Raw genomic sequence first — 25,580 nt, 5'->3', positions numbered from 1 at the left:
CGCTGGCGACATGGTCCCGCACGTCACCGCGTTGATTATCCGCATTCCCCACGGGAAGGCGGGGTAGCGCGCGGTCGTCACGGCCCTGCAACCCGCCCGGGAAGGCGGATTGCATGCAGCGCTCTCCCGGGAACTGGAATCCACCGAGGAGATCGCAGATGCAACACCCTTCATCCGCCGATGGCGGCGCAACCCTGCACCTGCTGTGCGGCAAGATCGGCGCAGGAAAATCGACGTTGTCGCAACAGCTGGCGGCCAAGCCTCGCCACGTATTGATCAGCGAAGATGCCTGGTTGGCCACGCTGCACCCGGGCGAAATCCACTCCGTCGCCGATTATCTGCAGCGCGCAGCCACGCTGCGCAGCGTGCTGACCGATCATCTGCGTACGCTGCTGCAGGCCGGCGTCTCGGTGGTGCTCGATTTCCCCTTCAACACGCCCCCCACCCGCGGGTGGGCTCGTGAGGTGTTCTCGCCAGTGGGCGCCGCGCATCAACTGCACTTCCTCGATATCGCCGACGAGGTCTGCAAGGCGCGGCTGCGTGCACGCAATGCATGCGGCGAGCATCCCTTCCAGGCCAGCGATGAGGAATTCGAGCAGATCACCCGCCACTTCGTTGCACCGGCCGCAGAAGAGGGTTTCATGGTGATGCGCTACACCGAGGCAGGCCCGGCATAGCGCGGTCGGCTCAGTCGCCGAATGCCGGCTTGCCTTCGGTGGCGGTGCGCACGAGCGTCCTGCGGAAGGTCTCGACCAGGGGGCGCAGGTTGATGCGGTGCCAGGCCGCCCACAGCGGTGTGCGGTAGCTGAACCACGGCAGCTCGCGCAGCACCACGCCGTCCGGCGCCTGGTGATCCAGGCTCTGCTGGACGGTGGTCAGGCCCAGGCCGGCGGCCACCAGGCCAAGCGCGGCCAGTGGCTCGGTCGCTTCCATGGCGATGGTCGGGGTGAACCCGGCTTTCGCACACGCGGCGATGAAGGTGTCGTGGCGCAGTGCGTTTTCCCTGTGCATCACGCCGATCCACTGCTGGCTGGCCAGATCCGCGGGCGTGATGATTTCTGCGCTGGCCAGTGCGTGCGCTGCCGGCACGGCCAGCAGCATTGGGTCGTTCAGCACCTGCGTGGCCTCCAGGTCCGGATCGTCGAACGCCGGTGGTTCGCAGACCAGGGCGATGTCCAGGCTGCGTTGTCGCAGGCCTTCCAGCTGCACGTCCGACTGCTGGTTGTAGAGCGCGATATGCACCGCCGGGCGATCGCCGCGCAGTTCGCGCAGGGCGGTGGGCAATACGCCGGAGTGCATCGCGTACTCCAGATAGCCGATGCACAGGCCGCCTTCGTCGCCGCGGCCGAGCCGGCGTGCCAGCGATTCCAGCCGGTTGGCATGGGTCAGCAGGGCCCGCGCCTCGGCCAGGAAGGTACGGCCATCGGCGGTCAGCCGGATGCGCTGCTGCGAGCGTTCGAACAGCTGCAGTTCCAGCCGTTCCTCCAGCTGGGCGATCTGCCGGCTGAGCGGGGATTGGGAGATGTGAAGGCGCTCGGCAGCGCGGCCGACGTGTTCATCTTCGGCGACGGCCACGAAGTAGCGCAGTTGGCGGAGGTCGAGCATAAGACCTTGTAGGACTCAAGATAATTAAATTATGTCTTGGACAGTCTTATCGGGCAAGCCTAGCCTGTGCCTCAACTTCAACAACCTCCCCAAGGGGGAATCCATGAGCATCAACACGCTGCTGGCTGGCAAGACCCTCGGCTTCGGTACCGCGCCGCTGGGCAACATGTTCCGTGACATCCCGGAAGCCGAGGCCCAGGCCACGGTGGACGCGGCCTGGGAACAGGGCACCCGCTACTTCGATACCGCCCCGTTCTATGGCGCAGGCCTGGCCGAGATCCGCCTTGGCGACGCGCTGGCCAAGCGCAACCGCGATGACTTCGTGCTCAGCACCAAGGTCGGCCGCCTGATCCTGGACGAAGTGGAAGACACCAGCGCCCGCGACCTTGGCGAGAAGGGCGGCCTGTTCGTCGCCGGCCGCCCCAACAAGCTGGTCAACGACTACTCGGCCGATGCCACCCTGCGTTCGATCGACGACAGCCTCAAGCGCCTGAAGACCGATCGCCTGGATATCGTCTGGGTGCACGACATCGCACAGGACTTCTATGGCGATGAGTGGCTGTCGTACTTCGAGACCGCACGCCGCGGTGCCTTCAAGGTGCTGACCCGCCTGCGCGAGGAGGGCGTGATCAAGGCCTGGGGCCTGGGCGTCAACCGTGTCGAGCCGATCGAGCTGACCCTGGACCTGGACGAAGCCCGTCCGGATGGCTTCCTGCTGGCAGGCCGCTACTCGCTGCTCGACCACGAGCGTGCGCTGCAGCGGGTGATGCCCAAGGCGGCCGAGCGCAACACCGGCATCGTGGTCGGCGGTCCGTACAGCTCCGGCGTGCTGGCCGGTGGCAGCCACTTCGAGTACCAGAAGGCGTCGCCGGAGATCCTGGCCAAGGTCGAGCGCATCAAGGCCATCGCGGCCGAGTACGGCATCAGCATCAAGGCGGCCGCGTTGCAGTTCTCGCTGGCCAACCCGGCAGTGGCTGCGGTGATCCCGGGCGCCAGCCGTCCCGAGCGCATCGCCGAAGACTACGCCGCACTGAAGGAAATCATCCCGGCCGGGTTCTGGCAGGCGCTGCGCGCCCAGGGCCTGGTCGCGGCCAACGCCCCGCTGCCGATTGACAACATCTGAGTCCCGAAGGAGACATTCCCATGGCAACTGCTTCTGTATCCATCACCGTGCCGACCCCGGCCGACCAGGTCTGGAACCTCATCGGCGGCTTCGATTCATTGCCCGACTGGCTTCCGTACATTCCCCAGAGCACGCTCAGCGAAGGCGGTCGCGTGCGCCATCTGGCCAATCCCGATGGCGATGCCATCGTCGAGCGCCTGGAAGCCTTCGACCAGGCCGATCGCAGCTACACCTACTCGATCCTGCAGGCCCCGTTCCCGGTCAGCGGCTATCGATCCACCCTGCGTGTGGTCGAGCAGGGCGACGGTTCGCGGATCGACTGGTCCGGTGAGTTCACTCCGGTGGGCGTCAGCAACGAAGAAGCGTCCGCGCTGTTCGAGGGCATCTATCGCGATGGCCTGAAGGCCCTGGAAACCACGCTGGCCGGGTGAATGCCCGTGTGGCGTTGACCGCATGCAGGCGCCCCGGCCGGTCCGGGGCGTCTGCGTGTCAGGGTGCGGGCGTCGGTGCACCGCAGGCGACGCGATGCATGGGAAAGTCCATTGCCTGCTTCGGATTGTCCTGCGCGATCTCGATGCGCGCATGTGCGCGCTGGTCGTCGAGGCGCCGGTAGTGGATACGTTGTGGGAAGTCGTTGGCAGGATTCTCGAAGACCGCCTCGTTGGCATCGACCCGGGTGGCGTTGAAGTCCGTGGCGTTCTGGCCAGAGGGCAGGGCAGTCAGCACCAGGCGCCCATCATCGTGCTGGCGCAGTTGCATGAACTCGAAGCCGACGGTTCGCCCGTCGCGCAGGCTGCGGCTGCTGCCGAACAGGGTGTTTCCAGCCAGGCTGGTCCATTGCTCGCCGGCACCGGGTGGCTGCCCATCAAGCTGCCAGCAACCGGCCAGTCAGGCCAGGTGTTCGATCTTCGAGGGTGAGGCGGATAGCGCGTGCGGGGCCGCGAGCAGCAGCGGCAACAGGGCCAGGGCGATGCGGAGTGACATCGGTGCCTCCATGCGCGGGAATGTGCGGCCTGTATAGCGCCCGCCAGATCATGCGGCCAGTGCCGTCCTTTCCAGTGCCGATTCCGATACGATCTGTCACATTGAGCTTGTCTCGCTTGACCCGGAGTCCCGTCATGGTCGACCGTCTCGCCATTCTGCTTGAACGCTTCGCGGTCACCGCCTCGGTGTTCCATGCCGGTGCGCTGTGCGGCATCAACACGCTGGAGGGTGAGGATGAAGCCGGGCAGCTGCACCTGGTGCGACGTGGCCCGCTGCAGGTCAGTCATGCCCAGCAGACCGTACAGGTGGATGTGCCCAGCCTGCTGCTGTATCCGCGGCCGATGCCGCACCGCTTCAGTACCGACCCACAGCAGGGCGCCGACATGGCCTGCGCGAACCTGCATTTCGAAGGCGGCCGGCTCAATCCGATCAGCGCCGCGTTGCCGGATTTCATCTGCCTGCCGCTGGCTGGGCTGTATGGCGGCAACGCAGCGCTGGAGTTGTTGTTCGAAGAAGCGTTCGAGCAGCGTTGCGGGCGCGCGGCGATGGTCAACCGCCTGTTCGAGGTGGTGATGATCCAGGTGCTGCGCCAGCTGATGGAAGGTGGCGAAATGCGCGGCGGTCTGTTCGCTGGGCTTGGCCACCCGCGATTGCGGCTGGCGCTGGTGGCGATGCACGAAGCCCCGGCGCAGGGGTGGACGCTGGAGGATCTGGCCGAGGTGGCCGGCATGTCACGCAGCGTGTTCGCCGCCAGCTTCCGCGAAGCGATGGGGACCACCCCGGGCCAGTACCTGCAAGGCTGGCGGGTCGGGTTGGCACAGCAGGCGCTGCGCCAGGGCCGGCCGCTGAAGCGGATTGCCGACGAGGTGGGCTATGGCAGCGAGGCGGCACTCTCGCGCGCGTTCAAGGCGCACACGGGGCAGTCACCACGCGAATGGCGCGGACAGGCGCGTGCTGGCGCGGCCTGAGCCTCAGCCCAGCACCAGCCGGGCCAGCTTCATGCCACCGAACAGGCCGGCCAGGCCCAGCGCCACCGAGCCACCGGCATACAGCGCGGCCAGTCCGTGCTGCCCGCGCTGCAGCAGCAGGCCGATCTCCAGCGCATAGGTAGAGAACGTGGTGTAGCCACCAAGGATGCCGGTGGCGAGCAACAGGCGAAGCTGCGGCGAGGCACCATTGCGCATCGCGAAGACCTCGACCACCACGCCCATCAGCAGGGCGCCACTGATGTTGATCAGGAAGGTCGACCACGGCCAGGGGCTGCCGACGGCCACTCGGGCGCCGATCAGGTTGCAGGCGTGGCGCAGGCAGGCACCGATGCCGCCGCCGACGAAGACCAGGAAATAGTTGTTCAATGCTTGCATGGCGTGCCTCGAATGCGGGTTCGCAGGGTCAATGGCGAACGCCGAGGGCAGGCAAGACCTGCCGTCGACGAACACCGGGTTCGTCCTGGCAGGAGCCATCAGCCTTCTCAGGCGGTTATCGGGGGAGCCCCATCCCCATCGCGGTCCATGCTACCAGCGGCGGTGCATTCACGTCATCGAGGTCGTCAGCACGCGGGCCACCTTGCTGCGGCTGAAGCCATCCATCAGCAGTTCGAACGCGAGCAGGTCCAGCGCCGCGTGGCGGCGGTGGTCGATTTCCAGGCCATTCTCGGCCACCAGGTGACTGACCAGCTCGTAGGCGTCCTGCCAGACGTCAAGGTGGGCCTGGCTGGGAATGTAGGCGTTACCCGGCTCCCCGACGCCGCGCCCGTTCACTCCATACAGCAGCTCGCGTGCGTCCAGCTTGGCCGCATCGGCGATGCGGAACAGCTGCTCGGCTTTCACATGGGACGCACTGACATGGTCGTTGAGCCAGTTGCTGATGGTTGCCGTGGTGGATTTGGCGGCGCGGGCCAGATCGGCCGGGCGGGGGTGCCCGGCTTTCTTCATGGCGGCGGCGAGTCGTTGGCCGAGAGTATTCATCTATGCAAGCCAGCTTAACGCGTGGAATGCGAAGAATCCTTGCCGCAAGAATAAGTCTGGTTAACAAAAGGGCAGACCATGACCGAATTCTGGAACAAGCGGCAGGTGCGCACGCGGCTGGGGTTCCAGACCGATGCGGAGCTGGCGCGCTTCTTCGGCATCAGCCGTTCCGCAGTATCGCAATGGCCGAAAGACTTCCCGATCCCCGCTCTGCGGCAGTACATCCTGCATCAGCGTTACCCGAACCTGTTCCCCGCAACGGGCGCCGCCGAAGTCGAATCCGCCTGAATTACGCCGCCTTTTGTCGCATTTAGCGTGCTAAGCGCATTCTGTTAAGTACACTTAGCAAAATAGGAAAAACTGATCGTTTTGGCAGTACCTATTGTCGACGCCTACCGGCTGCCGGACAGGTGGCTGGGGCGCGTTGTCGGCTTCACCCCATCCGGGAGGGGCGGGGTCCCGTATGTGGTTTCGTGAACGATTAATAATTTCAATCGCGAAAGTCGCTGCATGTAATTGACCTGTCGTGAAATCTGTGACTAATTTGGATCAACCGGGCGTGAAGCCTGGGAGTCTTTCAGTAGCACGCAAGTGAGTCGGTAGACCGTCAACGATGCAGAACAAGTCCAACGGAGGTCGTATGGAATACGGCATGCATGGCTTGGCTGAACGGGTACGCCGCGAACTGGAAGCCAGCTATCACAAACACGGATGCGGTCCGGCGTTCTGGGATACCTACCAGCAGGTGCTGGACCGGCTCGTCCCGCAGGGGACCGAGCGTACCGAGTTCACCAACGAAATGGCGCTGATCATCGAGCAGCTGGGCATTGTCCGACGCGCGCAGCTGGTACCACCGCACGCCGACGGGCCGCGTTGATTCAGAGCAGGCGCCAGGCGCCGCAGGCAAGCAGCGCCAGCAGCAAAGACAGCAGGGCCAGGGTCCGGGGGCGCCACCAGCGCTTCGGTTGTCCGGCCATCGCCTGCGGACTGCAGTAGCGCACCAGCCCCGGACCGAACCCGGCCCGGTGCTGTTGCTGTGCGCAGGCCTCCAGACAGGCGCCGCAGGCCAGGCAGTCGGCCTGCGGCCCCTGGCGGATGTCCAGCTGCATCGGGCAGGCGCTGATGCAGGCCGCGCAATCGGTGCAGTCGCCAAGACGGTCGGCGCTGAAGGTCGGCATCGGTCCGGCCAGCAGCGGATGCGCGGCGCGGAACACGTAGTCCTGTGCAGTGGTCGGGTCGAGCAGGCCGCGGCCGCGGCCCAGCACGCCGCCCAGGCCGGATGGGCGAGGCCCACGTGGCTCGCCGCGGCGGGCGTCGTACAGCATGCGCGGCGTATGTGGATCGGTCAGCAGCGGCTGCATGCGTGCGAACGGGCACAGCGAACGGCAGACCTGCTCGCGCAGGAAGCCGGCGTTTGCCCAGGTGGCGGCGGCATAGAACAGCACCCAGAACGTTTCCCAGCCGCTCCAGCCGGCACGCGGCGCTGCGATCACCAGCTCGGCGATCGGACTGAACAGGCCCACGAAGGTGATGCCGGTCCACAGCGAGAGCAGCCCCCAGGCCAGCTGTGTGGCCGCGCGCGCAACGCGTGCCGGAAGCGTGCGGGCCATGCCGTCGGCGATCCAGTCGAAGGCACGGCGCCACAGTGTCTGCGGGCAGGCGTGGCCGCACCAGATGCGCCCGGCGAGGTGGGTGAGCAGTGCCAGCCCCACCGCGAGCACCGCCAGCAGGCCGACCAGCACCCCGACGTCTCCCGGCCACAGCGTCCAGCCGAACAGATCGAAGCGGCGGGCGTTGATATCCAGCAGCAAGGCCTGGCGGCCGTCCCAGTGCAGCCATGGCAATGCGTAGAACAGCACCAGCAAGGCGGCGCTGAGCGTGCCGCGCCAGTGCCGTGGTCTCGGTGTGCAGGTCGTACTCATCCCAGCGGCAACTCGTCGTCGTCGCCGCTGGGCATCGGTCGCTGCAGGTACCAGGTGATCGCGCTGGACAGCGCCGTCACCGTCCAGAACATGAAGAAGCCTGCCGTGTAGCCCATTTCACGGCTGATCTGCGTGCCCGGGAAACTGATGGCCTGCAACCGCAGCGGGTCGACGAAGGCGAAGAACACCACGCTGGCCAGGCCGGCAGCGATGAAGCTGGGCCAGAGGATCGCGCCCCATTGCTGGATCAACTGCTGGCGACGGTTGGGAGAGGGTCTGTTCATGCTGTCCCGGATCGAAAAGTGGGCGGCGCGTATACTCGCCTGGGTTGGCGCGGCATCCGCAGGGCATGCTTCCTGCAAGCGTGCCAGCCTAGGTGCAGCGGACTGCGCCGACATTGATCTGGATCAACGGTGGTGCCGGCCGGCTGCGGCACACTGCCGGCACGCTTTGGGTACCCCGATGAACGCAACGCCGCCTGTCCTTCCTGTCGCCTCGCCCGAGCTGTGCACCGAGCAGGAAGTGACCCGCCTGGTCCACGACTTCTACGCCCGCGTGCGCGGGGAGGAGCGATTGGGGCCGGTGTTCGAGGCCCACGTCCACGACTGGCCGGTGCATCTGGCCCAGCTGGTCGACTTCTGGTCGGCGATGCTGCGCGGCACCCGGCGCTTCAAGGGTTCGCCGATGTCCAAGCACATGGCCATCGAACTGGACAAGGATCTGTTCGACCGCTGGCTGGTGCTGTTCCGGATCACCACCGCCGAATGCAACAACCCGCCGATGCAGGAGCTGGCCAACGACGTGGCTGCGCGCATCGGTGACACCTTCTGGAAGCGCTACCAGATGCTGCGATGGCCGCAGGTCGGCCTGCCGGTGCTGGGGATGCCCGCCAAGGATTGATCTGGGTCAAGGCGGCGCAGGCCGCCCAGCGCGATGCTGGCGCCATGGACACGTTCTCTCCCGCCGCTGGTGGCCTGGCCTGGACCTTCGACCCCGACCTTCTGCGCCGGCACGACCGGCCGGGCCCGCGCTACACCTCGTACCCGACCGCGCCGCATTTCCATGATGGGTTCGACGCGCCGGCGCTGCGCCAGGCGATCGCCGACAGCAACCAGCTGGCCCGCGCGCTGTCGCTGTACGTGCATGTGCCGTTCTGTTCCAGCCCGTGCTTCTACTGCGGCTGCAACCGGGTGATCACCCGCGATCGCGGCCGTGGCCACAGCTATGTGTCGCGCGTGCTGGCCGAGGCCGATCTGCTGGCACCACAGTTCGAGGACGGTCGCGAGGTCATCCAGCTGCATCTGGGCGGTGGTACGCCGAACTTCCTCGATGCCGAGGCGATGACCACACTGGTGGAAGGGTTGCGCCGGCGCTTCGATTTCAGCGATTCACCGCAGCGCGATTTCTCGATCGAACTCGATCCACGCTTCATCGACACCCGTGACGTCGCCATGCTGGCGCGCCTGGGCTTCAACCGGGCCAGCCTGGGCGTGCAGGATTTCGACCCGCAGGTGCAGGAATCGATCAACCGCATACAGGGCGTGCAGCAGACACTGGACATCCTGCGCGCCTGCCGCGACAGCGGCATGCGTTCGGTCAACGTCGACCTGATCTACGGCCTGCCCGGGCAGAGCCTGGAAGGATTCGGCCGCACCCTCGAACGGGTGCTGGCGCTGCGCCCGGACCGCCTGGCGGTGTATGGCTATGCGCACCTGCCGCATCTTTTCCGGGCGCAGAAGCAGATCGACGAAAGCCGGTTGCCGTCGCCGGAAGACAAGCTGGCGCTGCTGGGCCTGGCGGTGGAGAAGCTCTCTGCGGCTGGCTACCAGTACATCGGCATGGATCATTTCGCATTGCCGGAAGAGGATCTGTCACGCGCGCAGCGTGCCGGCCAGCTGCATCGCAACTTCATGGGTTACACCACCCACGCCGATACCGATCTGCTCGGCCTGGGCGTAAGTGCGATCAGCCATATCGGCGCCACCTACAGCCAGAATCCACGTGACCTGGCGTCTTGGGAGGACGCGGTGGACCAGGGGCAGTTGCCGGTCTGGCGCGGTGTCGCGCTGAGTGCCGACGACCAGCTGCGCGCGGAGCTGATCCAGCAGCTGATGTGCCAGGGCGAGGTGGACGGTGCGGTGCTGGGGCAGCGCCACGGCGTGGATTTCCAGCAGTACTTCGCCGAGGACCTGCGTTCGGTACAGCGGCTGCAGGAAGATGGCCTGGCCGAATACCGCGATGGCGTGGTGCGTGCGAGCGAACCCGGGCGACCGTTGCTGCGGTTGCTGGCAATGTGCTTCGACCCGTATCTGCGTGCCGCACATGAGCAGCCACGTTACTCGCGGGCGATCTGAAAGCGGGATGTGCTGCATGCGTGTGGTGCCCGGAGCCGGAATCGTAAACCCTTGTGGCACAAGGGTCTACGCGATCTTTGGGGAAATTATGTGCAGTGGTAGGCAGGTTCGGCTGTTGATTGTCTCCGGACCAGTTCTTTCGAGCCGACCCGGCCAAGCTCACATGCGAACTGCTTTGCCGTGCGCGATCAGACTCTGGAATTCTGGATTCGACAGGTGAATGACCTTGTTGTCTGGCAAGTAAACTCCGACAAGGTCGAGCTCGGCCACTTCATGTATCCCATCGGGGATGTTCTGTTCCTGACAGCCGGTGAATTTATAGTTGAAGCCTGAGGCATTCATTTGGACCTCCGTCCATTGGTTCTGATTGAATTCTAGCGTTCAAATCCGTCGCTCATGTCTCCTCACCTTTGCGCTTGGGGAATTTGAGCTCCATACGGCGTTCATCATCTGCCCACCGCAGTAGTTCCGACCTCTTCCACTTCTTTTCGTTTCCGATCTGAAGCGGGGTAGGGAAGCTCGGACGGCATGCCAGCCTTTCGAGGAAGCCGCGTCGGTTGGGTTTCCCGTCCGGTGTCGTTAGGCCCAAGAGAACAGCACAGGAGTCCGCGCTGAGCCAGCGTTCGCCTTCGATCATCGCGGCCAGGACCGCGATTGTCGGGTCGAGAGTGGACGGTTCGATCACGACGCCTCCCTAGTCGAGTCCAAGATGGTGGAAGTCGCGGCAGGCCTGCGCAGATGCGACGCGTACTCTAGCCACAGCAGTGCCCCTGCCATCTCCTGGATGGTCTGTTCGAACGAGTCTCCGGGGGCCACGGAATGAGCGACCTCTGGCCATTCTCGCCCCATCATCTGCGCAGACGCACGGGCTTGGTTGATCTTTGCTCCTTCGGCAGCGGCGAAGATCCCAAACGTGATTGCGCGCCGGATATCCCTGACTGCTTTGGCGGGGAGTTGGTAGTCGGGCTCGGCCTCCAGGTGGGCCAAATCGACCAGGTCATCGAACATGCTCATGCTTCGGCTCCTGCGGCTCGATACAGGCCGGTCACGATGTCGAGAAGGAAATCCATGGTCACAACTGTGTCGTAGTCGAAGGAAACGTCCTTCCCATCGGCTTGCCGCATACCCTGCCAGAGCAACTCCTGCACGTGGTCGGTGAGCAGCCTCGCCTTGCTCAGCGCGACGTCCAGGTCCTGCCCGGATACCGCCATAAGTGGCGACCCGGGGATTGAGATTTCCTTGGTCTTTTCCGGATTGGCCGCGTTGCTCATTGGGCACCTCCGGCATAACGCAGCGCCCTGCATATTTCGAGAAGATCAGCGAAGACGAACAAGTCGTCATCGGTGATCCTGTCGCTGTCCATGTTGCTCAACTTCCGCTGGACGTAGTCGAAGTAGATGTTGGCCTTCAGGTCGCTGTGGATCGTGTCGATCCCGGCGCAGACCTTGAACAGGGGGATGTTGTCCTGCACAGGGATCAGGCTGAACGGCTCTTCCTTCGTGATAGGAGCGTCAGACACGGCAGACCTCCTTCAGCGGCTGGCGGCAGACGTCCCGCTCGTTGTCACGCAGGTAGGTAAGCAAGTCCTCCGACTCGGAGAGGAGGCTTTCCATGCCCAGCATGAGGCAATCCACGGCATGCTCTGTGAGGGGGGCATACAGCACGCGCTCGTCCTCCTCGCTGGTATCCCGCAGATCCTGCTTGGATGTGAAGTCGCGGCGGATGACGTCCAGGATGGCAATCGCCGCCTTCGTGTTCTGGTCGACCCGCACCAGGCGGTTGGTCAGGCAGTCGGAAAGAGGGTTGTCCCTCCACATCGAGCTCAGGTAGTGGTCGCTGATTGCGAGGCGAGGGGCTGCGGCCGGCTCTGCCGGGGGTACACTGTTATTCGCCATGTTTGCTTCCTTGATCTGACGGTTACGGGTGCGGCTTGGCAGACGGCTCGAGCGTTCCCGCGCTCGGGCCGTCACTGTTTTTGAGGTTCCAGTCGGGCTGGAAAGTAACCGCCCGATCCACGGAATGGGTCGACGGTGCGTAGACGTGTAGCTCCGCCTTGTTCTTATGGGCTCCTCGCAGTTGTACTTGGATACCGTCACCGATGTAGACGGTCGTTCCTGCCTTCACCGTCATGACGATTGGTCTACCGCGAGGGGTAGGTGTTTCCCTACTCATGTTTCAGGTTTCCTTTGTTCAGGTCCGCGTGTGAAGATGCAAAGGTCGGGGAATTTGCGTCTCTCGCTGCAGCGACGCAAAGAACGACATTCGGGTTGTGGGCGGCTGCGATCTCAATCATTCGTAGCGGAACCAATACTGCTGCTGCACTTCCCATAGCCATCCAGGCCACATGAAGAAGCCTAGATGACGATCGACTCGGTGGCGGGTCGTAACCGCCGCTCTGACAAGGGTGGTTAGGATTCATGCCGCTGCCTTTGCCAGTTCAGCGCCAATGCGAGCGATGCCCTTTGGCGTGATCCTGGCTTGTTCAACGATCTTGTCGGTTCCATCCTCGCGCTGAACAGTAGTGACTTTGTGGCACATGACGCCTTGCTGGATCCGTTCTTGGTAGGCGAGCCAGCCGCTGTGGCCCGGACGTTGGTAGACCCAACCATGAGCCACCAGCCAGCGCCGCAGATCTACCGGGCGGACCTGCAGAACCTTGGCCGCGTCTCGCACGCACAGTGAGCCATCGGCTGCAGCTATCCGATTCAGCGTAGCGACCTGCGGCGCCTGTTCCGCGACCGTCTGCTCCAAGCTGATCACTTTCTCGGTGTAAGTCAGAAGCAGGCCGCGCATCGCAAGGGGATCGTTCAAGACGGCCATCGGGTCGGAGGACCGCATCTTGACCTTCTGGGCCATCTCAAAGAAGGCCCTCACCAGGGACTTCTTGAAAGAGCGCACGATCGGGCTGTTCCGCATGTAGGTCAGCAGCAGGGTCGCCTGCTGCTCGTTTAGCTCCGCGGACTCGATGGGATGCCCACCGCGCTCAGGTCGAGTCGATTTCAAATCGACTTCCCCAAAGTCCTGTAAGTCGCCCTGGTACTTCCGAACCAGCGCAATCACGCTGGCGTGCTCGTTGTGGGTGTTCTCAGCGATGGTGAGAGTGCTAGTCACAGCGGTGTCGCCGCTCAAGGTTACGAGCTCTGTCACGGAGATGGCTCCTGGTTGAAGGTACGTTCGAGCCGGGCAAGGATTTCGCCGTTGAAAGTCCGGTGGTTGCGTTCCGCTGCCTTATGAAGCTGTTCGTGTAGAGCTGGCGGCATTCGCAGGGCGGTCTTCACATAGTCGGCCTGGCCTGACTTCTTGGTATTGATGCTGGTCATCGTCACTCCGGTTTGTGGCACTACCGTAGTGGCATAAATAGGAGATCATGCCACTACGGTAGTGTCAAGCATTGGGTACTAGTTCAGTGGCAGAATTGCGGCATGGCTACTGATGACCTTGTTCGCACCCAGATCCGGCTACCTGCCGAACTCCACAGGCGCTTGGTGGACTCGGCGGATCAGGCCGGAAGATCGGTTAACGCTGAGATGGTCTTTCGGCTGGAAAGCACCTATCCGGCGTCCTTGGAGGTGCAGCTCATCTCGGCGCGCCGCGATGACCTCGCCCGTCTTGACGCAGAAAACCAAGCGATCAATAGCCAGATCGCGGATCTGAATATTCAGCTTTCGCAACCCAGTAAGAAGAAGATGCGGGGCCAAATTCAGGAAGCAATTGCATCGCTTGGACGTAGGCAACTGGCCATCAGAAGTCTTCGTCTGACTACCGAAATTGAGATTGAAAAGCTGCTGAAGTTGGCGCAGGCGGAAGCCGGAGAGCACGCCGAAGGCTGAGTTCACACCGAGGGCCTCCCATCACGCGCCAGCCATGTCATGCTCCGCTCCGGGACTACGGATAGGGGGATCCCATGCCATGACTAGGAAGACCGTCAGCATTCTGCTCATCGTGTTTGTCGTACTGGCTGTCGTGATCTACACGCAGCTCACGATCTTCGTCATCCAGCCCATCGGCGCTATTCCCGAGGGCAAAACGCTGGTCATCCTTCGGCTTAACAAGACCGAGTTCATCGACAGCGCCGATGCCATGTGTGAGCGAGAAATGGGCGGCGTCTCGCTGCTTTGCCGCATGGGAATGATGGGCGGGGTCGCCAGCAACAGCACCGTCTTGCTCCGCTTGCCGTACAGCCCGGCGCTCTACGACATTTCCACGGGCGGCAAGAGTTACGATCGTTGAGCACGTTCTGCGGCGACCATCTGCTTGGAGCTTGTGGGCCTGGGGACAGCTGCTTCGGCAGCTTTCCGCGAGAGTCTTCATTGGTTCACCCCATCGATCGGCCGTTGCCAGGATGGAGTTAGGCTACAAGAAGAATTGTGATTCAATCAACAACAATTGTTGTTGGTGATTAGAAATCACTATTCTAATTGTGGAATGCCGGCGACTGTTAAAGAAAAACCCCGCCGGAGCGGGGTTGGTAAGCGGCTCTAGTGCTATGCGACTTCTAAGACTTTGTCCGCTGCTTCACGAGCGGAGGTCACGGGATAGAAGCGAAGCCGCGCCGCGTCAGCTTCTGCCTCAATCTCCAGTCGAGCACTCGCCACTGCGGCCCGCTGCTTATCACCCAAGGTCACGTCGTCGTTGCGACTTGTGGCACCGATGAGTAATGCATTGGCAATCGTGGTCAGCTCTCGGGCTCGCTGCAATTCAAACAGTCTGGCTCTTGCGTCACGAATGCTGGCACTGATTCGAAGCGGGTGTACCACACTGAAATGAATGAGTGCTCGGTGCGATGCAAAGCCAAATTTCACTCTGTGACCGCCTGAAACAAGGGGGGCTGATCGACCGAAGAAGTCGGTGAACTCTGGACGCTGCATCACCACCAAATCGCGAACCTCAGTACTGAACCTACGATTCACTTCTTCAGGCAAAGGGGTGTCTGCCTGGTCAAGATCTTCGATCTTTGTAAGGCTTGCCATGCTGGAGTAGAGCAGGGCGGCGGTTCTGAGCAGATCCGGCAATGACTTTGCTGAAGTTTGACGCAAAGGGCCTGGAATGATGCCCATGTAAGCGCCATTGGCCGCCCCTAGATCTCCATTGTGCTGCTCGGCAAGTGCCGCATAGGTCGCAAGTGCCTGTTCGATTAGCCGCCGCGCCCCTACAGCTTGAGAGCCGAACATCCCATCAAGCGATTCATCGCGGATGAATCTTGATACACCCATGACGCCGTCAAATTCATACAGCACACCAACCAAGATCCTTTCGCCAGTACCAGACACTGGCTCCCAGAACATTGGCCGCCATGCGTGAAGCACAGCACTACCTGCGATGCTGTCGGTTGACGTGGTCATTGGAGATCGGCCAGAAGGTCATTGGGCTTGGGAAACCGGTTGGTAATGCGTGTTCCTAAATCGTCCAGGCGTTCTGTGATCAGCTGTTGCCAGTGGGTCGCATCATAGACGTTAGCGATCTCACCAGCTGCGGCGGCAACCACGCTACGGTTCATTGCAGTCCATCGCGATATGGCCGCATGCAGAGCCTCGTCTGCTTTCCCGGCGATGGTCATCAGCATGCATAGCTTATTTGTGTCTGGCATGTGAAGGCCATTGCCCAATGCAAGCGCATGATCGATCCAAGCCTCCTCGTTGCCATCCCATAGGACGTTCCCGAGGTTTCTATCCCGATTATCAATTGCCTCATCAATAGCGGCGGCTAAAGGGGTGGTTGGGAACGAAGCAACAAGAGTGGCTGCAAGTCGCAGGGCAGCTCCCTGGTCGACCGATTGTTCGAACTCCGGACCTAGGCCGACTCGTTTTTTTAAATTTGGGTATCCAACATCCGCACTGGCAAATGAGATCTGACCTGACTCTCTGACCAGAAATGGCTGGGGTACGGTCAAGCCCCACTTGGACAGCAGGATGGAGCATAGAGCCTCGGCGAAGACTAGCTCAGGCGAGTCCCTCTTAAGAACGGCGGCGAGAAGGGCGCCATCGTCGGTTTCGATGACGCAGCGCAAAGCTCCATAAATTCCATCATCGGCCCTTGTTTCTGAGCCTTCAACCACACGTGCCCACGCAACAGCCATCACAGCCCCCCCCCGCTAAGTTCCGTTTAGTTAGCCCATCCGCCAATCCAATGCACACGCCCCACGACCGTGATCGGTTCCCGCTTGGAGTCCATCCGGCGCGGCTTCTGCCACTGGTGGTCACCCTTCGGGTTGTCGCTTGCGAAGAATACAGTGCCATCAAGCACCATGGCGCGCTTCACGTAGTACTCCGGGTTGGCAGCGCCATGGACCTGGATCAGGTACAGCACGCCATCTACGACCCGGGTGTCTGAGGTGTCGAACAGGATCGCGTCGCCGTCCTCAATGGTCGGTTCCATCGAGTCGCCCTTGCCGTAATAGATGGCCAGGTTACGCCCGTAGATGCCCCGCCGCCGCAGGCTGGTCTTCTTGAACTTCAGGCTGTGGGTCTCGGCGTACTCCTCTGCCTCGGCACCCGCCGCCCCCAGGCCAACAGCCTGGGAGTAGCCGGTGACGTCGGTGTACTCGTTGTCGTCTGCCTGGTGACCCTGGGGAGGCGTTCCCAGCATGTCGCCCACACCTAATGCCAGCCAGAGTGGGTCCACGTCCAGTGATCGGGCAATCTCGGCAAGTGCGCCCGTCTTCTTGGCTTTACCCGATTCGAGCTGGGCAATGGCCTGTTGGGAAATTCCCACAGACTTGGCGAGGGCGGTTTGAGACAGGCCGGAGCGCTCGCGCGCTGCGACCAGTCGCTCAGCAAGGGTCGTATCCATACCGGGAGCGTGACCATCCTTGTTGTGATCGTCAAACAATTATAGTTGTGGTCCCACAGGAAAAGTAGTAGCCTCCCTTCCTATGAGCGAACCCCTTGAACATCTCAGGGCCGCGGTTGCCGCGGCTGGTGGCCAAAAAGCGTTGGCGGATCTGATTACCGCATTGGGGCATCCCATTCGGCAAGGACACGTCTGGAGCTGGCTGAACCTCCAAGGTGGTTTGACCCCGCCCTACCTGGCTCCGTTGGTCGAGGCCGCGACAGGTGTCAGCTGCGAGCTTCTCCGACCGGATCTGCGTTGGGACCGGGATGCCGAGGGGAGGGCGATCGCCTACGGCGTGACGTTGCAGCCAGTTGAGCCTGGAAAGAGCAGGGCAAGGCAGTAGCCGCCGGCCGGCGGCACTGAACGAAAAGCTCGCCCGAAGGATCGGGCGCGAGGGAGCAAGGACGGCGACCACCCTGCATGTGGAAGTGGCCATGCAGGTGTCTGGCGCTACGAGCGTGACGCGCTCGGGGGACAACCCAATGTCCAGATACAACGAAGCCCCCGCTGTCGGGCAGACAGATGCGGAGGCTTCGTTCAGAGCGAGGCCACTATGCCACACGCAACCTCTCGGGAAAACCCGAAATCTGGTCCGCGCCACATCAGCGCGGTCATGAACGATGCCGTTGAGAAGATCAGGGAGCGCCAGGCGAGGCCATTGGTCCGCCTGCAGGAACGCCTGCCTGACGGTCGCATTGCCGTGGAGGTCTATGACCGCAGCCGTCGGGGCGATGAGCCTACCTATGACTTCTACTGCTCCGGCCCGCAGCAGGCGCTGGAGTGGATCCAGCAGATGTCCAGCAAGCGCTGGGTCACCACTGAGCACCTGGGGGCCTTCGCCACTTTGATGTTGGCTGCTTTCCCGGAAGTCTCGGGGGTATCGGCGTGAGCTTTGAGGCGATGGCCTGGGCGGTGAAGTGGAAGCTGCCGGCCCAGCAGAAGCTGGTCCTGATCATGCTGGCCAACCGAACAAATGCGGATACGGGTCGCTGCGACCCATCCCACAAGAAGCTCGCCACGGATTGCGGCATGAGCGCTGATTCTGTGAAGCGTGCGATCTCGGGTCTCGAGTACGCAGGTCTTCTTACGATCATCCGTAGGACGCGCGAGGGCGTGAGTTTGCCCAACCATTACACCCTCCATTTGGGGGTGGTGGGTGCTGACAGCACCGACGGGTGGGTGCACACAGCACCCAGGGTGGGTGCTGACAGCACTACAAAACAGGAATCTAACCAGGAAGTAGAAACAGATACGTCGCCTGACGGCGACATGGACGCCGACGAGGGAGGGCAGGAGCAAAAGGATCTGCTCGGCGCGAGGCCGGCTACCGGCTGCCCACACGAAGCAATCATCGCTGCCTACCACAAGGAACTGCCGAACTGCCCTGAGGTGCGAGGGTGGAGTAAGAAGCGGCAGGACCATCTACGTGCGCGCTGGAAGGAAGAGCCGTGCCGGCAATCCGTGGAATGGTGGCGCGGCCTGTTCGCTTGGATGAAGGAGAGCGATTGGCTGATGGGCAAGTCCGGCAGCTTCCTGGTCTCCCTGCCGTGGCTGATCAAGTCCGAGGAGAACCTGCTGAAGGTGATCGAAGGCACTTACCACAACAATCGCAAAGGGGAGCAGGGCTGATGCGCTTTGATCCCAATCTCCCGCCGCATAGCGTTGAGGCAGAGCAGGCTGTCCTGGGTGGCTTGATGCTGGCTCCGGAAGCCTGGCCGCTCGTGTCGGACACACTTTCCGCCGATGACTTCTACCGCCACGATCACCAGCTGATCTTCGAATCGATCCGGACGCTGGCGGAGAAGCAGCGCCCGTTCGACGCCGTGACCATTGGCGAGTGGTTTGAATCGCGGGGTAAGCTGGATCTGGTCGGCGATGGCACGTACATCACGGAGCTGGCCAGCACGACGCCGTCGGCTGCCAACGTGGCCGCGTACGCTGAGATCGTTGTGCAATACGCGGGCCGTCGTCGGTTGGCTGACGTTGGCCGCAAGGCAGTGGAATCTGCCCGGCAGCAGGATGGCCGCGAGTTTCCTGAGCTCCTGGCGGAGCTGACGCAGGACATTGCAGGGCTGCAGCCGGCCCAGCGCGGCGGTCTTCGGCTTGCCGGAGAGACCATGTACGGGTGGTACAAGCGCTGGGAGGACCGTTACCACAATGGCGGTGGGCTGACCGGCTTGGAAACCCCTTGGGCAGAGTTCAACCGGGTCACGCACGGGTTGCAGCCGTCGACTGCGTACCTGATTGCGGGTCGCCCGAGCATGGGCAAGAGCATCGCTGCGTTGAATGTTGCGGTGTACACCGCGCTGAAGGGTGTCACGGTCGGCCTGTTCAGTCTGGAAATGAGCATGGACGACTGCCACGACCGGAATGTGGCCAGCATCGGCAAGATTCCGCACGAGTGGGTTACCCGTCCTGGTCACGGAGCCGAGGACAGCGAGATCTATCAGAGTCGCCTGACACCGACCATTCGGGACCTCAAGGCGGCGCCGCTGTACATCGATGACACCGCCTCTCTGAACGTCCGGCAGTTCGAGGCCCGCGCCCGACGCATGCATCAGCGCACGCCCCTGCAGCTGCTGGTCATCGACCACATCCACGACTTCGACGTGGACCCTCGCATGGCCCGATTTGAGTACGGTCGCATCCTGCAGAAGGGCAAGGACCTGGCAAAGGAGTGGAAGATCCCGCTGGTGGCGCTGGCTCAGTTGAACCGGAGTGTCACTGGTCGAACCGATCGGCGTCCTACCCTCTCCGATCTCCGAGAATCGGGGGAGCTGGAGCAGAAGGCGGACGTTGTGGTGCTCCTGCACCGCGAGGACTACTACGACACCCCCGAGCACCAAACCCATCTGCAGGGGGTCGTGGAGATGCACTTCGCAAAGGGGCGCAACATCCGCGCAGGTGAGCGGATCAGCCTACAGAACCGTTTCGATCAGATGCGCATCGACAACTGGGACGGCCCGCTGCCGCGCAAGCCGGAGGCCGCGAACGACGACCAGCTGTCGCGCCGGACAAGCTATGGCCCAGGCCGCAAGTCCTACGGGGGGATCGGTCGATGACCTTCATCCCAACGGGATCCCAAGCACTCAGGCACTTCGCCGACACCCTCGACCAGCAGGCGGAAAGGCTGGATCGCCTCCTGTGGCGCGATCGCGGGCAGCGTTCGACCACCGCCGGGGCTTATCGCCTGTCGGCCTCGCTCGCCCGGCAGCAGGCTTCGAAGTTGGAGCTGTTGGAGAGGCAGGCAGCTGCGCGCGTTGGAGACCGGCAATGACCCTATCGTTGAAGGAGCAATTGAAGCACTGGGGGCACTACCAAGAGCACCGGTACTGTGCCCCTTTGGATGCTGAGGACGTGCCGAGCAAGGCAGAACACCCTCTGGCCCGCGCGCAGCAGTTCGCGCCAGGGGCGAAGCGGGAGCGGGCGCCGCTGCTTCGTGATGGACATGGCCGGCGAATGCTTATGGGGGCTGCTGCCGGCCGTGTGAGCCGAAATGGTTTCGTACTGCCTGTCGCACAGTGGGCAGTAGACCCGATCCCCTGTTCTGAGACTCGGGCGATGGTCTCGCGGTCGCCTACCGCCGCGGTGATGGTCGGATCGCCAGACGAGTATCGATGGATCGACCGCGCGCTGTCCGACCTCTACCGGCAGAACATGGTGCGCGCGCTGGTGGTGCTGGAGGAGTTCACCGGCCGCGGTAGTCAAGCTAGCCGGGCGGAGGTGGTGGCCAAGAAACTGGGCGGGACGTTCACTAGGTGGCAGTACCGGAAGGAGCTGGACAAGGGCATGGCATTCTTGGAGGCGCGGCGCACATGAGAAGTCTCACCTTGGCGCAGGTCGCTCGCGACGCGGTGTATCTCTGCGTCGCCTGCGGCGCCGACGGGATCGTTCGAATCAGCGTCACCCGAAACCCCGAAGGAAGCATCCGCCGCCGCCCCAGCCTGGTTGCCGCCCAATGGGCTTGGGTGGGTGCCGAATCGCGAGCAAAGCTGCTCGTGCGCCGGCTTCGCCGCCAGTGGGCTGAACGCTACGTTGTCGGGGAGGGCTATCGCTTCGACTACTCCGTCGAGGGTGCTGAGTTCCGGGACGGGCTCAACCAAGCATTCCTCGACGTGGTGCGTGGTGCTCCCCAATGGGAGAAGCTCGGGCTGGACGCGCTTCGGGTACTGCGGGTAACCGCTGCTGCTGCCTGACCTGCATCGGCCTTAGAATGGCGTCGCACCCCCAGGAGGGCGCCAATGACCGACGATCAGCAGCTCGAAGCGATGAGGCGCCTTACCGGCGCGAATGGATGGCGGACCGTTGTCACCCGCGCGCTGAACGATAGGGCGCCTCATTTTGACAAGGCAGCATTCGATACCTACTGGATTGAAGGCGGCCACCGGATACGGGAGCAGGTCGGGGATGATCACCAGCTGGCCGAGTTCCTCTGGCTGAGCCTGCCGCGCTACGAGGCCAAGGAAGGCGCGAGGCTTGAGTTGTACAGGGGAGAGAATACCGACCGGCTGCGGCGTGGCGAACTGGGCTTCGCATGGACGCCGGATAGAGAGGCTGCGGAGATGTTCGCCAGCGGGGTGAATTCCTGCGGCAGCGGCGGGGTGCTCCTCCGCGCGCTGGTCGGCGCAGAAATCATCGCAGGGCCGGGTGCTCACAGCCGTTACCTCGGCGAGCATCAGTACACCGTTGATCCCACGACGGGGTTCTCGGTCGAGACGCTCGCCGAGTTCCCGCCGATCTTCTGATCGCAGGGCACAACTCCAGGCGATTTCCCTTGACCGTTGCCAACGAACTGGTACAGTTCTAGGCATAGTGGGGCATTCTCCACGTCAAGCGGCCCCCTTCTAGGTGGGCCGTTTTGCCATCTGCCTAATGGACTGGACGGATATCGGTGAACGGAAAGGCCATAACTTTAGTGGGTTCGATTGCTACGGCGATTTGGTTGCTGCTCATCGCGGCATATGTATGGGCCAAGTGGTCGTGCTTCCTGACCATGGAGCCGAACTCCTTAGGGGATTTCGTCGCGGGTGCCTTCGGCCCTTTGGCGTTGTTCTGGTTGGTTTGCGGCTACTTCCAGCAGGGGCTCGAACTGAGGCAAAACACCGAAGCGCTCAAGCTGCAGGTCGAAGAGCTTAGGAATTCTGTGACACATCAAGCGCAGATGGCTGAGGCGTCCCAGCAGCAGCTACAGCTGGAAATGGAGCGGTTGCAGGAAGAGAGAGCACGTGACCAGGCTTTAAGAGATGAGGCCGCACCTAAGCTGAGTGTTGTGAACGTTAGCAACGCTAGCAGCTATCTGAGGGAAAGCATGGTAGACGTGATCGCCGATATTAAGAACTTAGGTGATGATCTCGAGCTGCTCGAGCAAGTTGGGCGGGGTCTTGTGAGTGACGTGAGTGTGCAAGGGAATCTTAAATCTCTTCAGACGATCCGAGTCAGAGTGAAAGCCATCGAATTACAAGAGCATCCAGATTCAGCTGTGGTGCTTAAACTACGTGACAAACTTGGGCGCCGACATGAAGTCATGTTGGGCTTTAAACTCCAGCACGGAGCCTACTCCGTGGAGTTGCTCTCGCTAGGACAAGCGACATAGCAGCATCACGCTGGGAATTGCATTGTGCGGTGGCCAAGTTCGATCTGGTCTGCTGGATGCCCATAGCTTCTGTCTGGTTGAAACCTCTCTATCTGGCGATGCATAAGTTATGTTGAATACGGGTAGACTTTGTCGGCGGCAGGATCGCCGCGTAATTGAGGGGGCAGAATGTCCTACCAAGCAGAGAAGTTCTCCGTAGCGCGCAGCTGCTTGATGCTGCCCCACACTCAAGGCGAGGCAGCGTCGATCGCGAACGCTTTCCATGAAATTGATCTTGGGCTCGATCGCTTCGAGGTTCCGTCTGATTTCAGTGAGACGGGGGTGCGCATGCTGCGCGACCTGAAGCGCCTGATGTCCTTGGAAGGGCTTTCTGATCCAAACCAGGAAGGTCTATACACGATCCGCGCGCGCGCGATGACGGTCGACGAGCAGGCTCAACTGTCCCGGCTGGTCGATGAATTGACCTTCCTGTTTGACGAGCACGATCGGCAGCGTGCTTGATAGGATGTACAGGCAGTTGCCCTAATTCTCAACTGTCAAAAAACAGTCCCTGAAGCCCCGGCCCAGCCGGGGCTTTTTCGTTGCAGAGGGCTTTAGCAGTTCTCCAGGGCGTCAAAGATCTCAGAACGAGCTTGCAGGGCGGATTTCTCAGAAGGATAGGCCTCCGACAACGTGACGCCGGCGACAATGATGTTGACCTGATAGCGACTGCTGCCAGCTTGCGGTCCGCAATCAACAACGTCGCTGATTGCACTGATGTGAGCAAGGCGGATGGTGTAAGCGGCGAAGTCGGTGAAATCGTCGGCGGTCATGCCCAATGGTCCGTTCTGAATGAGTGCCCATCGTGCGCCATGGGCAGCGCAAGCGCAAAAAAAAACTGCAGAGATTCCATGAATTCCACGCCCCACTTTGACCGGGGCGTTTTCTTTTTCGGAGGCGCCATGGCGCAGATCGCACCCCAACAGGCAGGCGGCGTGAACGCCGTGGCCTTCCTCGACATGCTGGCCTGGTCCGAAGGTACGGACAACGGCGAGCAGCCGACCAAAGACCGTGGCTACGACGTGATCGTTGGCGGGCAGTTGTTCAAGGGCTACGCCGACCATCCGCGCGTGCTGGTGGACCTTCCGAAGCTAAAGATCCAGTCGACCGCCGCCGGCCGCTACCAGCTGCTCCGCCGCTACTACGACGCCTACAAGAAGACGCTCGGCCTGAAGGATTTCTCGCCGCTGAGCCAGGACTTGATCGCGCTGCAGCAGATCCGGGAGCGTCGCGCGCTGCCGCTGATCCAGACGGGCAAGATCCCGGAGGCAATCAAGGCGGTCAGCAACATCTGGGCGAGCCTGCCTGGCGCTGGCTACGGCCAGCACGAACAGAAGCTTGCCGACCTGCTGGCCGTGTACCGCAGGGCCGGCGGGACGGTGGCGCCGTGATCGGGGCAGACGTGGACTGGCAGGCCATCGGTACTGCCTTTGGCGGCCTGATGGTCGGCGCCGGCGGCGTGGCGCTGTGGTGGCGCAAGCAGTTCGTAGAGACAGCCAGGGAAGGAGCCGAGGTCAACGTGATCCAGCTGATGCGCGAGGAGGTGACCCGGCTGACCGGCCTGGTTGATGGCATGAAGGTCGGGGACCTGAACCAGCAGGACGGCACCAGCATGGGGGCGCTGGCCGACGCCATCGAGGCGCTGCCGGACAACTTCAGCCGAGCCGTGTTCGACCTGGTCGTGAACAACGACGCCCAGACGCAAACCACCGCCGCGGTACAGCAGAGCAACGCTCTGCTCGCCGAGCAGAATCAGCTGCTCCGCCAGCTCGTGTCTACCACTACCCAGGGCGTACGCAACGCCAGCAGTTCAGCGCTGCGCGAAGCACTCAACGCGAGGTAATCAGCAATGCAAGCTAGGAAACTCACGCTGGTGGAAATCGGCGTGGGCGCTCTGCCGTCCGCGTCTCCGGTGGCACCGCGCTATTCCACGTGGTTCCCGGTGCCCTTCAAGGCACCGGACGTGCCGCCGGCGAACGGGGTCAGCCCCACGCCGGTGGCCGACGGCGTCGTGATCGAATGGGACGCCGTCGATCTGGAGGGCGTGGTCTACGTGATCTCGCGCAGCGAGAGCCAGGACGGCCCGTGGACGGAGATCCACCGCACCACCGAGACGCGGTACGTCTATAGCGACGGCAGCGGCAAGACCTGGTGGTTCCAGATCACCCCGACCGTGCGCGGCAAGACAGGCACCGGAGCCGTGGTGGGCGCTGCTCCGCCCACCACTTCGAAGGACCTGGCCGAACAGCAGGCCAAGCTGGCGGCGGAGATCAGTGCCCGGATCCAAGCGATCGCAGACGAGGCGGCTGCTCGCGCCGCCGGCCTGGCGCAGGCGGCACAGGACTTGGTCGCCGAGGCCCTGCTGCGGCAGCAGGGCGTGACCGAAGCCATGCAGGCGATCAGCGCCGAGGCCCAGGCCCGGATCGACGCACTGCTGAACGAGAAGATGGCGCGCGAGGCGGCGATCAGGCGATATCGGATCTCAGCACCAAGGTTACCCAGCATGACGAGACGATCACGTCGCAGGCAGGGCTGATCACCGCTTTACGCAGCGATGTGACCGATGTGGCTGGAAGAACTGCGGTCAACACCACCGCCTTGCAGCAGCTAACGACGCGCGTCACGACCGCCGAGGACAAGATAGAGACCACCTCGCAGCAGATCACCCAGCTGCAGACCGGCGTTGATGGGGTGAATGCCAAGGCAGATGCCAATTCCGCTGCAATCCAGGGGCTCACCGCGACGGTCACCCAACAGGGCCAGAAACTGGAGGCGACGGCTCAGGACTTGACCAGCCTCAAGACGCAGGTTGGCGACGTGAACGCAACCGCGTTCAACCAGCTGCAGACCACGGTGATCCAGCAGGGGACCACGCTGGATGCGACTGCGCAGGACCTGGCGAGCCTGAAAACACAGGTGGGGGATGTATCGGCCAGCGGCTTCAATCAGCTGAAGACCCAGGTGACAGAGCAGGGGCAGGCGCAGGCGTCTCAGGCGCAGCAGATATCGGGCATCCAGACGTCGCTTGGCGGAAAGGCTGACGCATCTGTCGTACAGACGATGGAAGCTCGGGTGAAGACGTTGGGAGGTGGCGGCAATCTACTGCGCACTGCAACGATGACTGGATCACTAGATCCAGCGTGGTTCACGCGCTGGGCCACT

Annotated in this window: 41 protein-coding genes and 1 riboswitch; of the genes, 24 read left to right on the top strand and 17 right to left on the bottom strand. The window is 62.6% G+C overall.

Translation table 11 applies throughout. The features are described 5' to 3' along the window. Window positions 1-158 precede the first annotated feature (158 nt). A complete protein-coding gene (locus AC5P5S_RS08685) occupies window positions 159-677 on the top strand; it encodes a P-loop nucleotide/nucleoside kinase family protein (RefSeq protein ID WP_099473637.1) in 519 nt (172 codons plus the stop codon). 10 nt (window positions 678-687) lie between these two features. On the opposite strand, the gene AC5P5S_RS08680 is transcribed toward AC5P5S_RS08685, so the two are convergent. Further along, window positions 688-1,605, bottom strand: coding sequence for a LysR family transcriptional regulator (locus AC5P5S_RS08680; protein ID WP_005412840.1), 918 nt, complete (start codon window positions 1,603-1,605; stop codon window positions 688-690). 103 nt (window positions 1,606-1,708) lie between these two features. Between AC5P5S_RS08680 and AC5P5S_RS08675 the strand changes: the two genes are divergently transcribed. Both AC5P5S_RS08675 and AC5P5S_RS08670 read left to right on the top strand, forming a co-directional pair. Continuing rightward, window positions 1,709-2,728, top strand: coding sequence for an aldo/keto reductase (locus AC5P5S_RS08675; RefSeq protein WP_049449138.1), 1,020 nt, complete (start codon window positions 1,709-1,711; stop codon window positions 2,726-2,728). A 20-nt stretch (window positions 2,729-2,748) separates the two neighbouring features. After that, entirely contained in the window at window positions 2,749-3,159 is a 411-nt protein-coding gene (locus tag AC5P5S_RS08670) for an SRPBCC family protein (protein ID WP_005408917.1), read from the top strand. Between the two features lie 58 nt (window positions 3,160-3,217). Here AC5P5S_RS08670 and AC5P5S_RS08665 read toward each other — a convergent pair whose 3' ends face one another. After that, the gene (locus AC5P5S_RS08665) at window positions 3,218-3,616 is read right to left on the bottom strand and encodes a DUF6265 family protein (RefSeq protein ID WP_223846488.1); all 399 of its coding nucleotides are present in this window, start codon (window positions 3,614-3,616) and stop codon (window positions 3,218-3,220) included. A 230-nt stretch (window positions 3,617-3,846) separates the two neighbouring features. On the opposite strand from AC5P5S_RS08665, the gene AC5P5S_RS08660 reads away from it, so the two are divergent. Continuing rightward, complete coding sequence (locus tag AC5P5S_RS08660; protein WP_005408919.1) at window positions 3,847-4,680, top strand: AraC family transcriptional regulator; 834 nt, start codon at window positions 3,847-3,849, stop codon at window positions 4,678-4,680. A 3-nt stretch (window positions 4,681-4,683) separates the two neighbouring features. Here the strand turns inward: AC5P5S_RS08660 and crcB are convergent, their stop codons facing one another. After that, a complete protein-coding gene (gene crcB, locus AC5P5S_RS08655; RefSeq protein WP_005412844.1) occupies window positions 4,684-5,076 on the bottom strand; it encodes a fluoride efflux transporter CrcB in 393 nt (130 codons plus the stop codon). A gap of 82 nt (window positions 5,077-5,158) precedes the next feature. Then, window positions 5,159-5,222, bottom strand: a riboswitch (Fluoride riboswitch). Window positions 5,223-5,244: 22 nt separating this feature from the next. Then, window positions 5,245-5,646 carry a transcriptional regulator gene (locus AC5P5S_RS08650; RefSeq protein WP_005408921.1) on the bottom strand — a complete coding sequence of 134 codons (402 nt, stop codon included), beginning with the start codon at window positions 5,644-5,646 and terminating at the stop codon, window positions 5,245-5,247. A gap of 111 nt (window positions 5,647-5,757) precedes the next feature. Between AC5P5S_RS08650 and AC5P5S_RS08645 the strand changes: the two genes are divergently transcribed. Both AC5P5S_RS08645 and AC5P5S_RS08640 read left to right on the top strand, forming a co-directional pair. After that, complete coding sequence (locus AC5P5S_RS08645; protein ID WP_005408922.1) at window positions 5,758-5,967, top strand: helix-turn-helix domain-containing protein; 210 nt, start codon at window positions 5,758-5,760, stop codon at window positions 5,965-5,967. Window positions 5,968-6,319: 352 nt separating this feature from the next. Then, window positions 6,320-6,556: a hypothetical protein gene (locus AC5P5S_RS08640; protein ID WP_005408923.1), complete on the top strand. Its 237-nt coding sequence runs from the start codon at window positions 6,320-6,322 to the stop codon at window positions 6,554-6,556. A gap of 1 nt (window position 6,557) precedes the next feature. Here AC5P5S_RS08640 and AC5P5S_RS08635 read toward each other — a convergent pair whose 3' ends face one another. Then, window positions 6,558-7,601 carry a 4Fe-4S dicluster domain-containing protein gene (locus tag AC5P5S_RS08635; RefSeq protein WP_088436360.1) on the bottom strand — a complete coding sequence of 348 codons (1,044 nt, stop codon included), beginning with the start codon at window positions 7,599-7,601 and terminating at the stop codon, window positions 6,558-6,560. After that, complete coding sequence (locus tag AC5P5S_RS08630) at window positions 7,598-7,885, bottom strand: hypothetical protein (RefSeq protein WP_005408925.1); 288 nt, start codon at window positions 7,883-7,885, stop codon at window positions 7,598-7,600. The genes AC5P5S_RS08635 and AC5P5S_RS08630 overlap by 4 nt, the downstream gene beginning before the upstream one ends. A 178-nt stretch (window positions 7,886-8,063) precedes the next feature. Here AC5P5S_RS08630 and AC5P5S_RS08625 point away from each other — a divergent pair, with 178 nt between their 5' ends. Further along, window positions 8,064-8,501 (top strand): group III truncated hemoglobin, encoded by a 438-nt coding sequence (locus AC5P5S_RS08625; protein ID WP_150359620.1) that lies wholly within the window; start codon window positions 8,064-8,066, stop codon window positions 8,499-8,501. A gap of 44 nt (window positions 8,502-8,545) precedes the next feature. Further along, window positions 8,546-9,955: an oxygen-independent coproporphyrinogen III oxidase gene (hemN, locus tag AC5P5S_RS08620; protein ID WP_043034401.1), complete on the top strand. Its 1,410-nt coding sequence runs from the start codon at window positions 8,546-8,548 to the stop codon at window positions 9,953-9,955. A gap of 159 nt (window positions 9,956-10,114) precedes the next feature. On the opposite strand, the gene AC5P5S_RS08615 is transcribed toward hemN, so the two are convergent. From AC5P5S_RS08615 to AC5P5S_RS08585, 7 genes are all read right to left on the bottom strand, one after another. Continuing rightward, on the bottom strand, window positions 10,115-10,297 hold the full coding sequence (locus AC5P5S_RS08615) for a hypothetical protein (RefSeq protein WP_256647492.1): 183 nt from the start codon (window positions 10,295-10,297) through the stop codon (window positions 10,115-10,117). Window positions 10,298-10,636: 339 nt separating this feature from the next. Beyond that, window positions 10,637-10,969, bottom strand: coding sequence for a hypothetical protein (locus tag AC5P5S_RS08610; protein WP_256647493.1), 333 nt, complete (start codon window positions 10,967-10,969; stop codon window positions 10,637-10,639). After that, a complete protein-coding gene (locus AC5P5S_RS08605; protein ID WP_256647494.1) occupies window positions 10,966-11,226 on the bottom strand; it encodes a hypothetical protein in 261 nt (86 codons plus the stop codon). Before AC5P5S_RS08605 ends, AC5P5S_RS08610 begins: the two co-directional genes overlap by 4 nt. After that, window positions 11,223-11,474 (bottom strand): hypothetical protein, encoded by a 252-nt coding sequence (locus tag AC5P5S_RS08600; protein WP_495276308.1) that lies wholly within the window; start codon window positions 11,472-11,474, stop codon window positions 11,223-11,225. Before AC5P5S_RS08600 ends, AC5P5S_RS08605 begins: the two co-directional genes overlap by 4 nt. Continuing rightward, on the bottom strand, window positions 11,467-11,850 hold the full coding sequence (locus AC5P5S_RS08595) for a hypothetical protein (protein ID WP_256647496.1): 384 nt from the start codon (window positions 11,848-11,850) through the stop codon (window positions 11,467-11,469). The genes AC5P5S_RS08600 and AC5P5S_RS08595 overlap by 8 nt, the downstream gene beginning before the upstream one ends. A gap of 520 nt (window positions 11,851-12,370) precedes the next feature. Next, window positions 12,371-13,102, bottom strand: a complete 732-nt coding sequence (locus tag AC5P5S_RS08590; protein WP_256647497.1) for a phage antirepressor KilAC domain-containing protein — start codon at window positions 13,100-13,102, stop codon at window positions 12,371-12,373. After that, window positions 13,099-13,275 carry an Arc family DNA-binding protein gene (locus AC5P5S_RS08585; RefSeq protein ID WP_256647498.1) on the bottom strand — a complete coding sequence of 59 codons (177 nt, stop codon included), beginning with the start codon at window positions 13,273-13,275 and terminating at the stop codon, window positions 13,099-13,101. The genes AC5P5S_RS08590 and AC5P5S_RS08585 overlap by 4 nt, the downstream gene beginning before the upstream one ends. Window positions 13,276-13,377: 102 nt before the next feature. On the opposite strand from AC5P5S_RS08585, the gene AC5P5S_RS08580 reads away from it, so the two are divergent. Both AC5P5S_RS08580 and AC5P5S_RS08575 read left to right on the top strand, forming a co-directional pair. Next, a complete protein-coding gene (locus AC5P5S_RS08580; protein WP_256647499.1) occupies window positions 13,378-13,785 on the top strand; it encodes an Arc family DNA-binding protein in 408 nt (135 codons plus the stop codon). A gap of 79 nt (window positions 13,786-13,864) precedes the next feature. Then, window positions 13,865-14,185, top strand: coding sequence for a hypothetical protein (locus AC5P5S_RS08575; RefSeq protein ID WP_256647500.1), 321 nt, complete (start codon window positions 13,865-13,867; stop codon window positions 14,183-14,185). A gap of 254 nt (window positions 14,186-14,439) precedes the next feature. Here the strand turns inward: AC5P5S_RS08575 and AC5P5S_RS08570 are convergent, their stop codons facing one another. From AC5P5S_RS08570 to AC5P5S_RS08560, 3 genes are read right to left on the bottom strand one after another with little or no spacing between them, the layout of a single operon-like run. Continuing rightward, window positions 14,440-15,297 carry a hypothetical protein gene (locus AC5P5S_RS08570; protein ID WP_256647501.1) on the bottom strand — a complete coding sequence of 286 codons (858 nt, stop codon included), beginning with the start codon at window positions 15,295-15,297 and terminating at the stop codon, window positions 14,440-14,442. Continuing rightward, window positions 15,294-16,031, bottom strand: a complete 738-nt coding sequence (locus tag AC5P5S_RS08565; protein ID WP_256647502.1) for a hypothetical protein — start codon at window positions 16,029-16,031, stop codon at window positions 15,294-15,296. Before AC5P5S_RS08565 ends, AC5P5S_RS08570 begins: the two co-directional genes overlap by 4 nt. 26 nt (window positions 16,032-16,057) lie before the next feature. Next, complete coding sequence (locus AC5P5S_RS08560; RefSeq protein ID WP_256647503.1) at window positions 16,058-16,744, bottom strand: XRE family transcriptional regulator; 687 nt, start codon at window positions 16,742-16,744, stop codon at window positions 16,058-16,060. Between the two features lie 82 nt (window positions 16,745-16,826). On the opposite strand from AC5P5S_RS08560, the gene AC5P5S_RS08555 reads away from it, so the two are divergent. The 10 genes from AC5P5S_RS08555 (at window position 16,827) to AC5P5S_RS08510 (ending at window position 22,880) form a co-directional block, all read left to right on the top strand. Beyond that, complete coding sequence (locus AC5P5S_RS08555; RefSeq protein WP_425520081.1) at window positions 16,827-17,129, top strand: YdaS family helix-turn-helix protein; 303 nt, start codon at window positions 16,827-16,829, stop codon at window positions 17,127-17,129. Between the two features lie 270 nt (window positions 17,130-17,399). After that, entirely contained in the window at window positions 17,400-17,675 is a 276-nt protein-coding gene (locus AC5P5S_RS08550) for a hypothetical protein (protein ID WP_256647504.1), read from the top strand. Continuing rightward, the gene (locus tag AC5P5S_RS08545) at window positions 17,672-18,415 is read left to right on the top strand and encodes a helix-turn-helix domain-containing protein (protein WP_256647505.1); all 744 of its coding nucleotides are present in this window, start codon (window positions 17,672-17,674) and stop codon (window positions 18,413-18,415) included. The genes AC5P5S_RS08550 and AC5P5S_RS08545 overlap by 4 nt, the downstream gene beginning before the upstream one ends. Continuing rightward, on the top strand, window positions 18,415-19,848 hold the full coding sequence (locus AC5P5S_RS08540) for a replicative DNA helicase (RefSeq protein ID WP_256647506.1): 1,434 nt from the start codon (window positions 18,415-18,417) through the stop codon (window positions 19,846-19,848). Before AC5P5S_RS08545 ends, AC5P5S_RS08540 begins: the two co-directional genes overlap by 1 nt. Then, the gene (locus AC5P5S_RS08535; protein ID WP_256647507.1) at window positions 19,845-20,063 is read left to right on the top strand and encodes a hypothetical protein; all 219 of its coding nucleotides are present in this window, start codon (window positions 19,845-19,847) and stop codon (window positions 20,061-20,063) included. The genes AC5P5S_RS08540 and AC5P5S_RS08535 overlap by 4 nt, the downstream gene beginning before the upstream one ends. Then, window positions 20,060-20,605: a hypothetical protein gene (locus tag AC5P5S_RS08530; RefSeq protein WP_256647508.1), complete on the top strand. Its 546-nt coding sequence runs from the start codon at window positions 20,060-20,062 to the stop codon at window positions 20,603-20,605. The genes AC5P5S_RS08535 and AC5P5S_RS08530 overlap by 4 nt, the downstream gene beginning before the upstream one ends. Further along, complete coding sequence (locus AC5P5S_RS08525; RefSeq protein WP_256647509.1) at window positions 20,602-20,982, top strand: hypothetical protein; 381 nt, start codon at window positions 20,602-20,604, stop codon at window positions 20,980-20,982. Before AC5P5S_RS08530 ends, AC5P5S_RS08525 begins: the two co-directional genes overlap by 4 nt. A gap of 45 nt (window positions 20,983-21,027) precedes the next feature. Beyond that, on the top strand, window positions 21,028-21,531 hold the full coding sequence (locus AC5P5S_RS08520) for a hypothetical protein (RefSeq protein ID WP_256647510.1): 504 nt from the start codon (window positions 21,028-21,030) through the stop codon (window positions 21,529-21,531). A gap of 146 nt (window positions 21,532-21,677) precedes the next feature. Beyond that, complete coding sequence (locus AC5P5S_RS08515) at window positions 21,678-22,379, top strand: hypothetical protein (protein WP_256647511.1); 702 nt, start codon at window positions 21,678-21,680, stop codon at window positions 22,377-22,379. 168 nt (window positions 22,380-22,547) lie between these two features. Then, window positions 22,548-22,880 (top strand): hypothetical protein, encoded by a 333-nt coding sequence (locus AC5P5S_RS08510; protein WP_256647512.1) that lies wholly within the window; start codon window positions 22,548-22,550, stop codon window positions 22,878-22,880. Between the two features lie 92 nt (window positions 22,881-22,972). On the opposite strand, the gene AC5P5S_RS08505 is transcribed toward AC5P5S_RS08510, so the two are convergent. Continuing rightward, entirely contained in the window at window positions 22,973-23,191 is a 219-nt protein-coding gene (locus tag AC5P5S_RS08505) for a hypothetical protein (protein ID WP_106549650.1), read from the bottom strand. A 129-nt stretch (window positions 23,192-23,320) separates the two neighbouring features. Here AC5P5S_RS08505 and AC5P5S_RS08500 point away from each other — a divergent pair, with 129 nt between their 5' ends. The 4 genes from AC5P5S_RS08500 to AC5P5S_RS08485 form a co-directional block, all read left to right on the top strand. Continuing rightward, on the top strand, window positions 23,321-23,809 hold the full coding sequence (locus tag AC5P5S_RS08500; protein ID WP_256647537.1) for a glycoside hydrolase family 24 protein: 489 nt from the start codon (window positions 23,321-23,323) through the stop codon (window positions 23,807-23,809). A gap of 11 nt (window positions 23,810-23,820) precedes the next feature. After that, window positions 23,821-24,261, top strand: coding sequence for a hypothetical protein (locus AC5P5S_RS08495; protein ID WP_495276307.1), 441 nt, complete (start codon window positions 23,821-23,823; stop codon window positions 24,259-24,261). A 30-nt stretch (window positions 24,262-24,291) separates the two neighbouring features. After that, window positions 24,292-24,954, top strand: coding sequence for a hypothetical protein (locus AC5P5S_RS08490; protein WP_495276306.1), 663 nt, complete (start codon window positions 24,292-24,294; stop codon window positions 24,952-24,954). Between the two features lie 20 nt (window positions 24,955-24,974). After that, window positions 24,975-25,580, top strand: a 606-nt coding sequence (locus AC5P5S_RS08485) for a hypothetical protein (protein ID WP_495276305.1), incomplete at its 3' end; no start/stop codon positions are given.

The sequence above is a fragment of the Stenotrophomonas sp. YJH_SMC_54 genome (genome assembly GCF_059368435.1).
The sequence above is the reverse complement of the archived record's forward strand: the minus strand, read 5'-3'. Positions and strand labels throughout refer to the sequence as shown.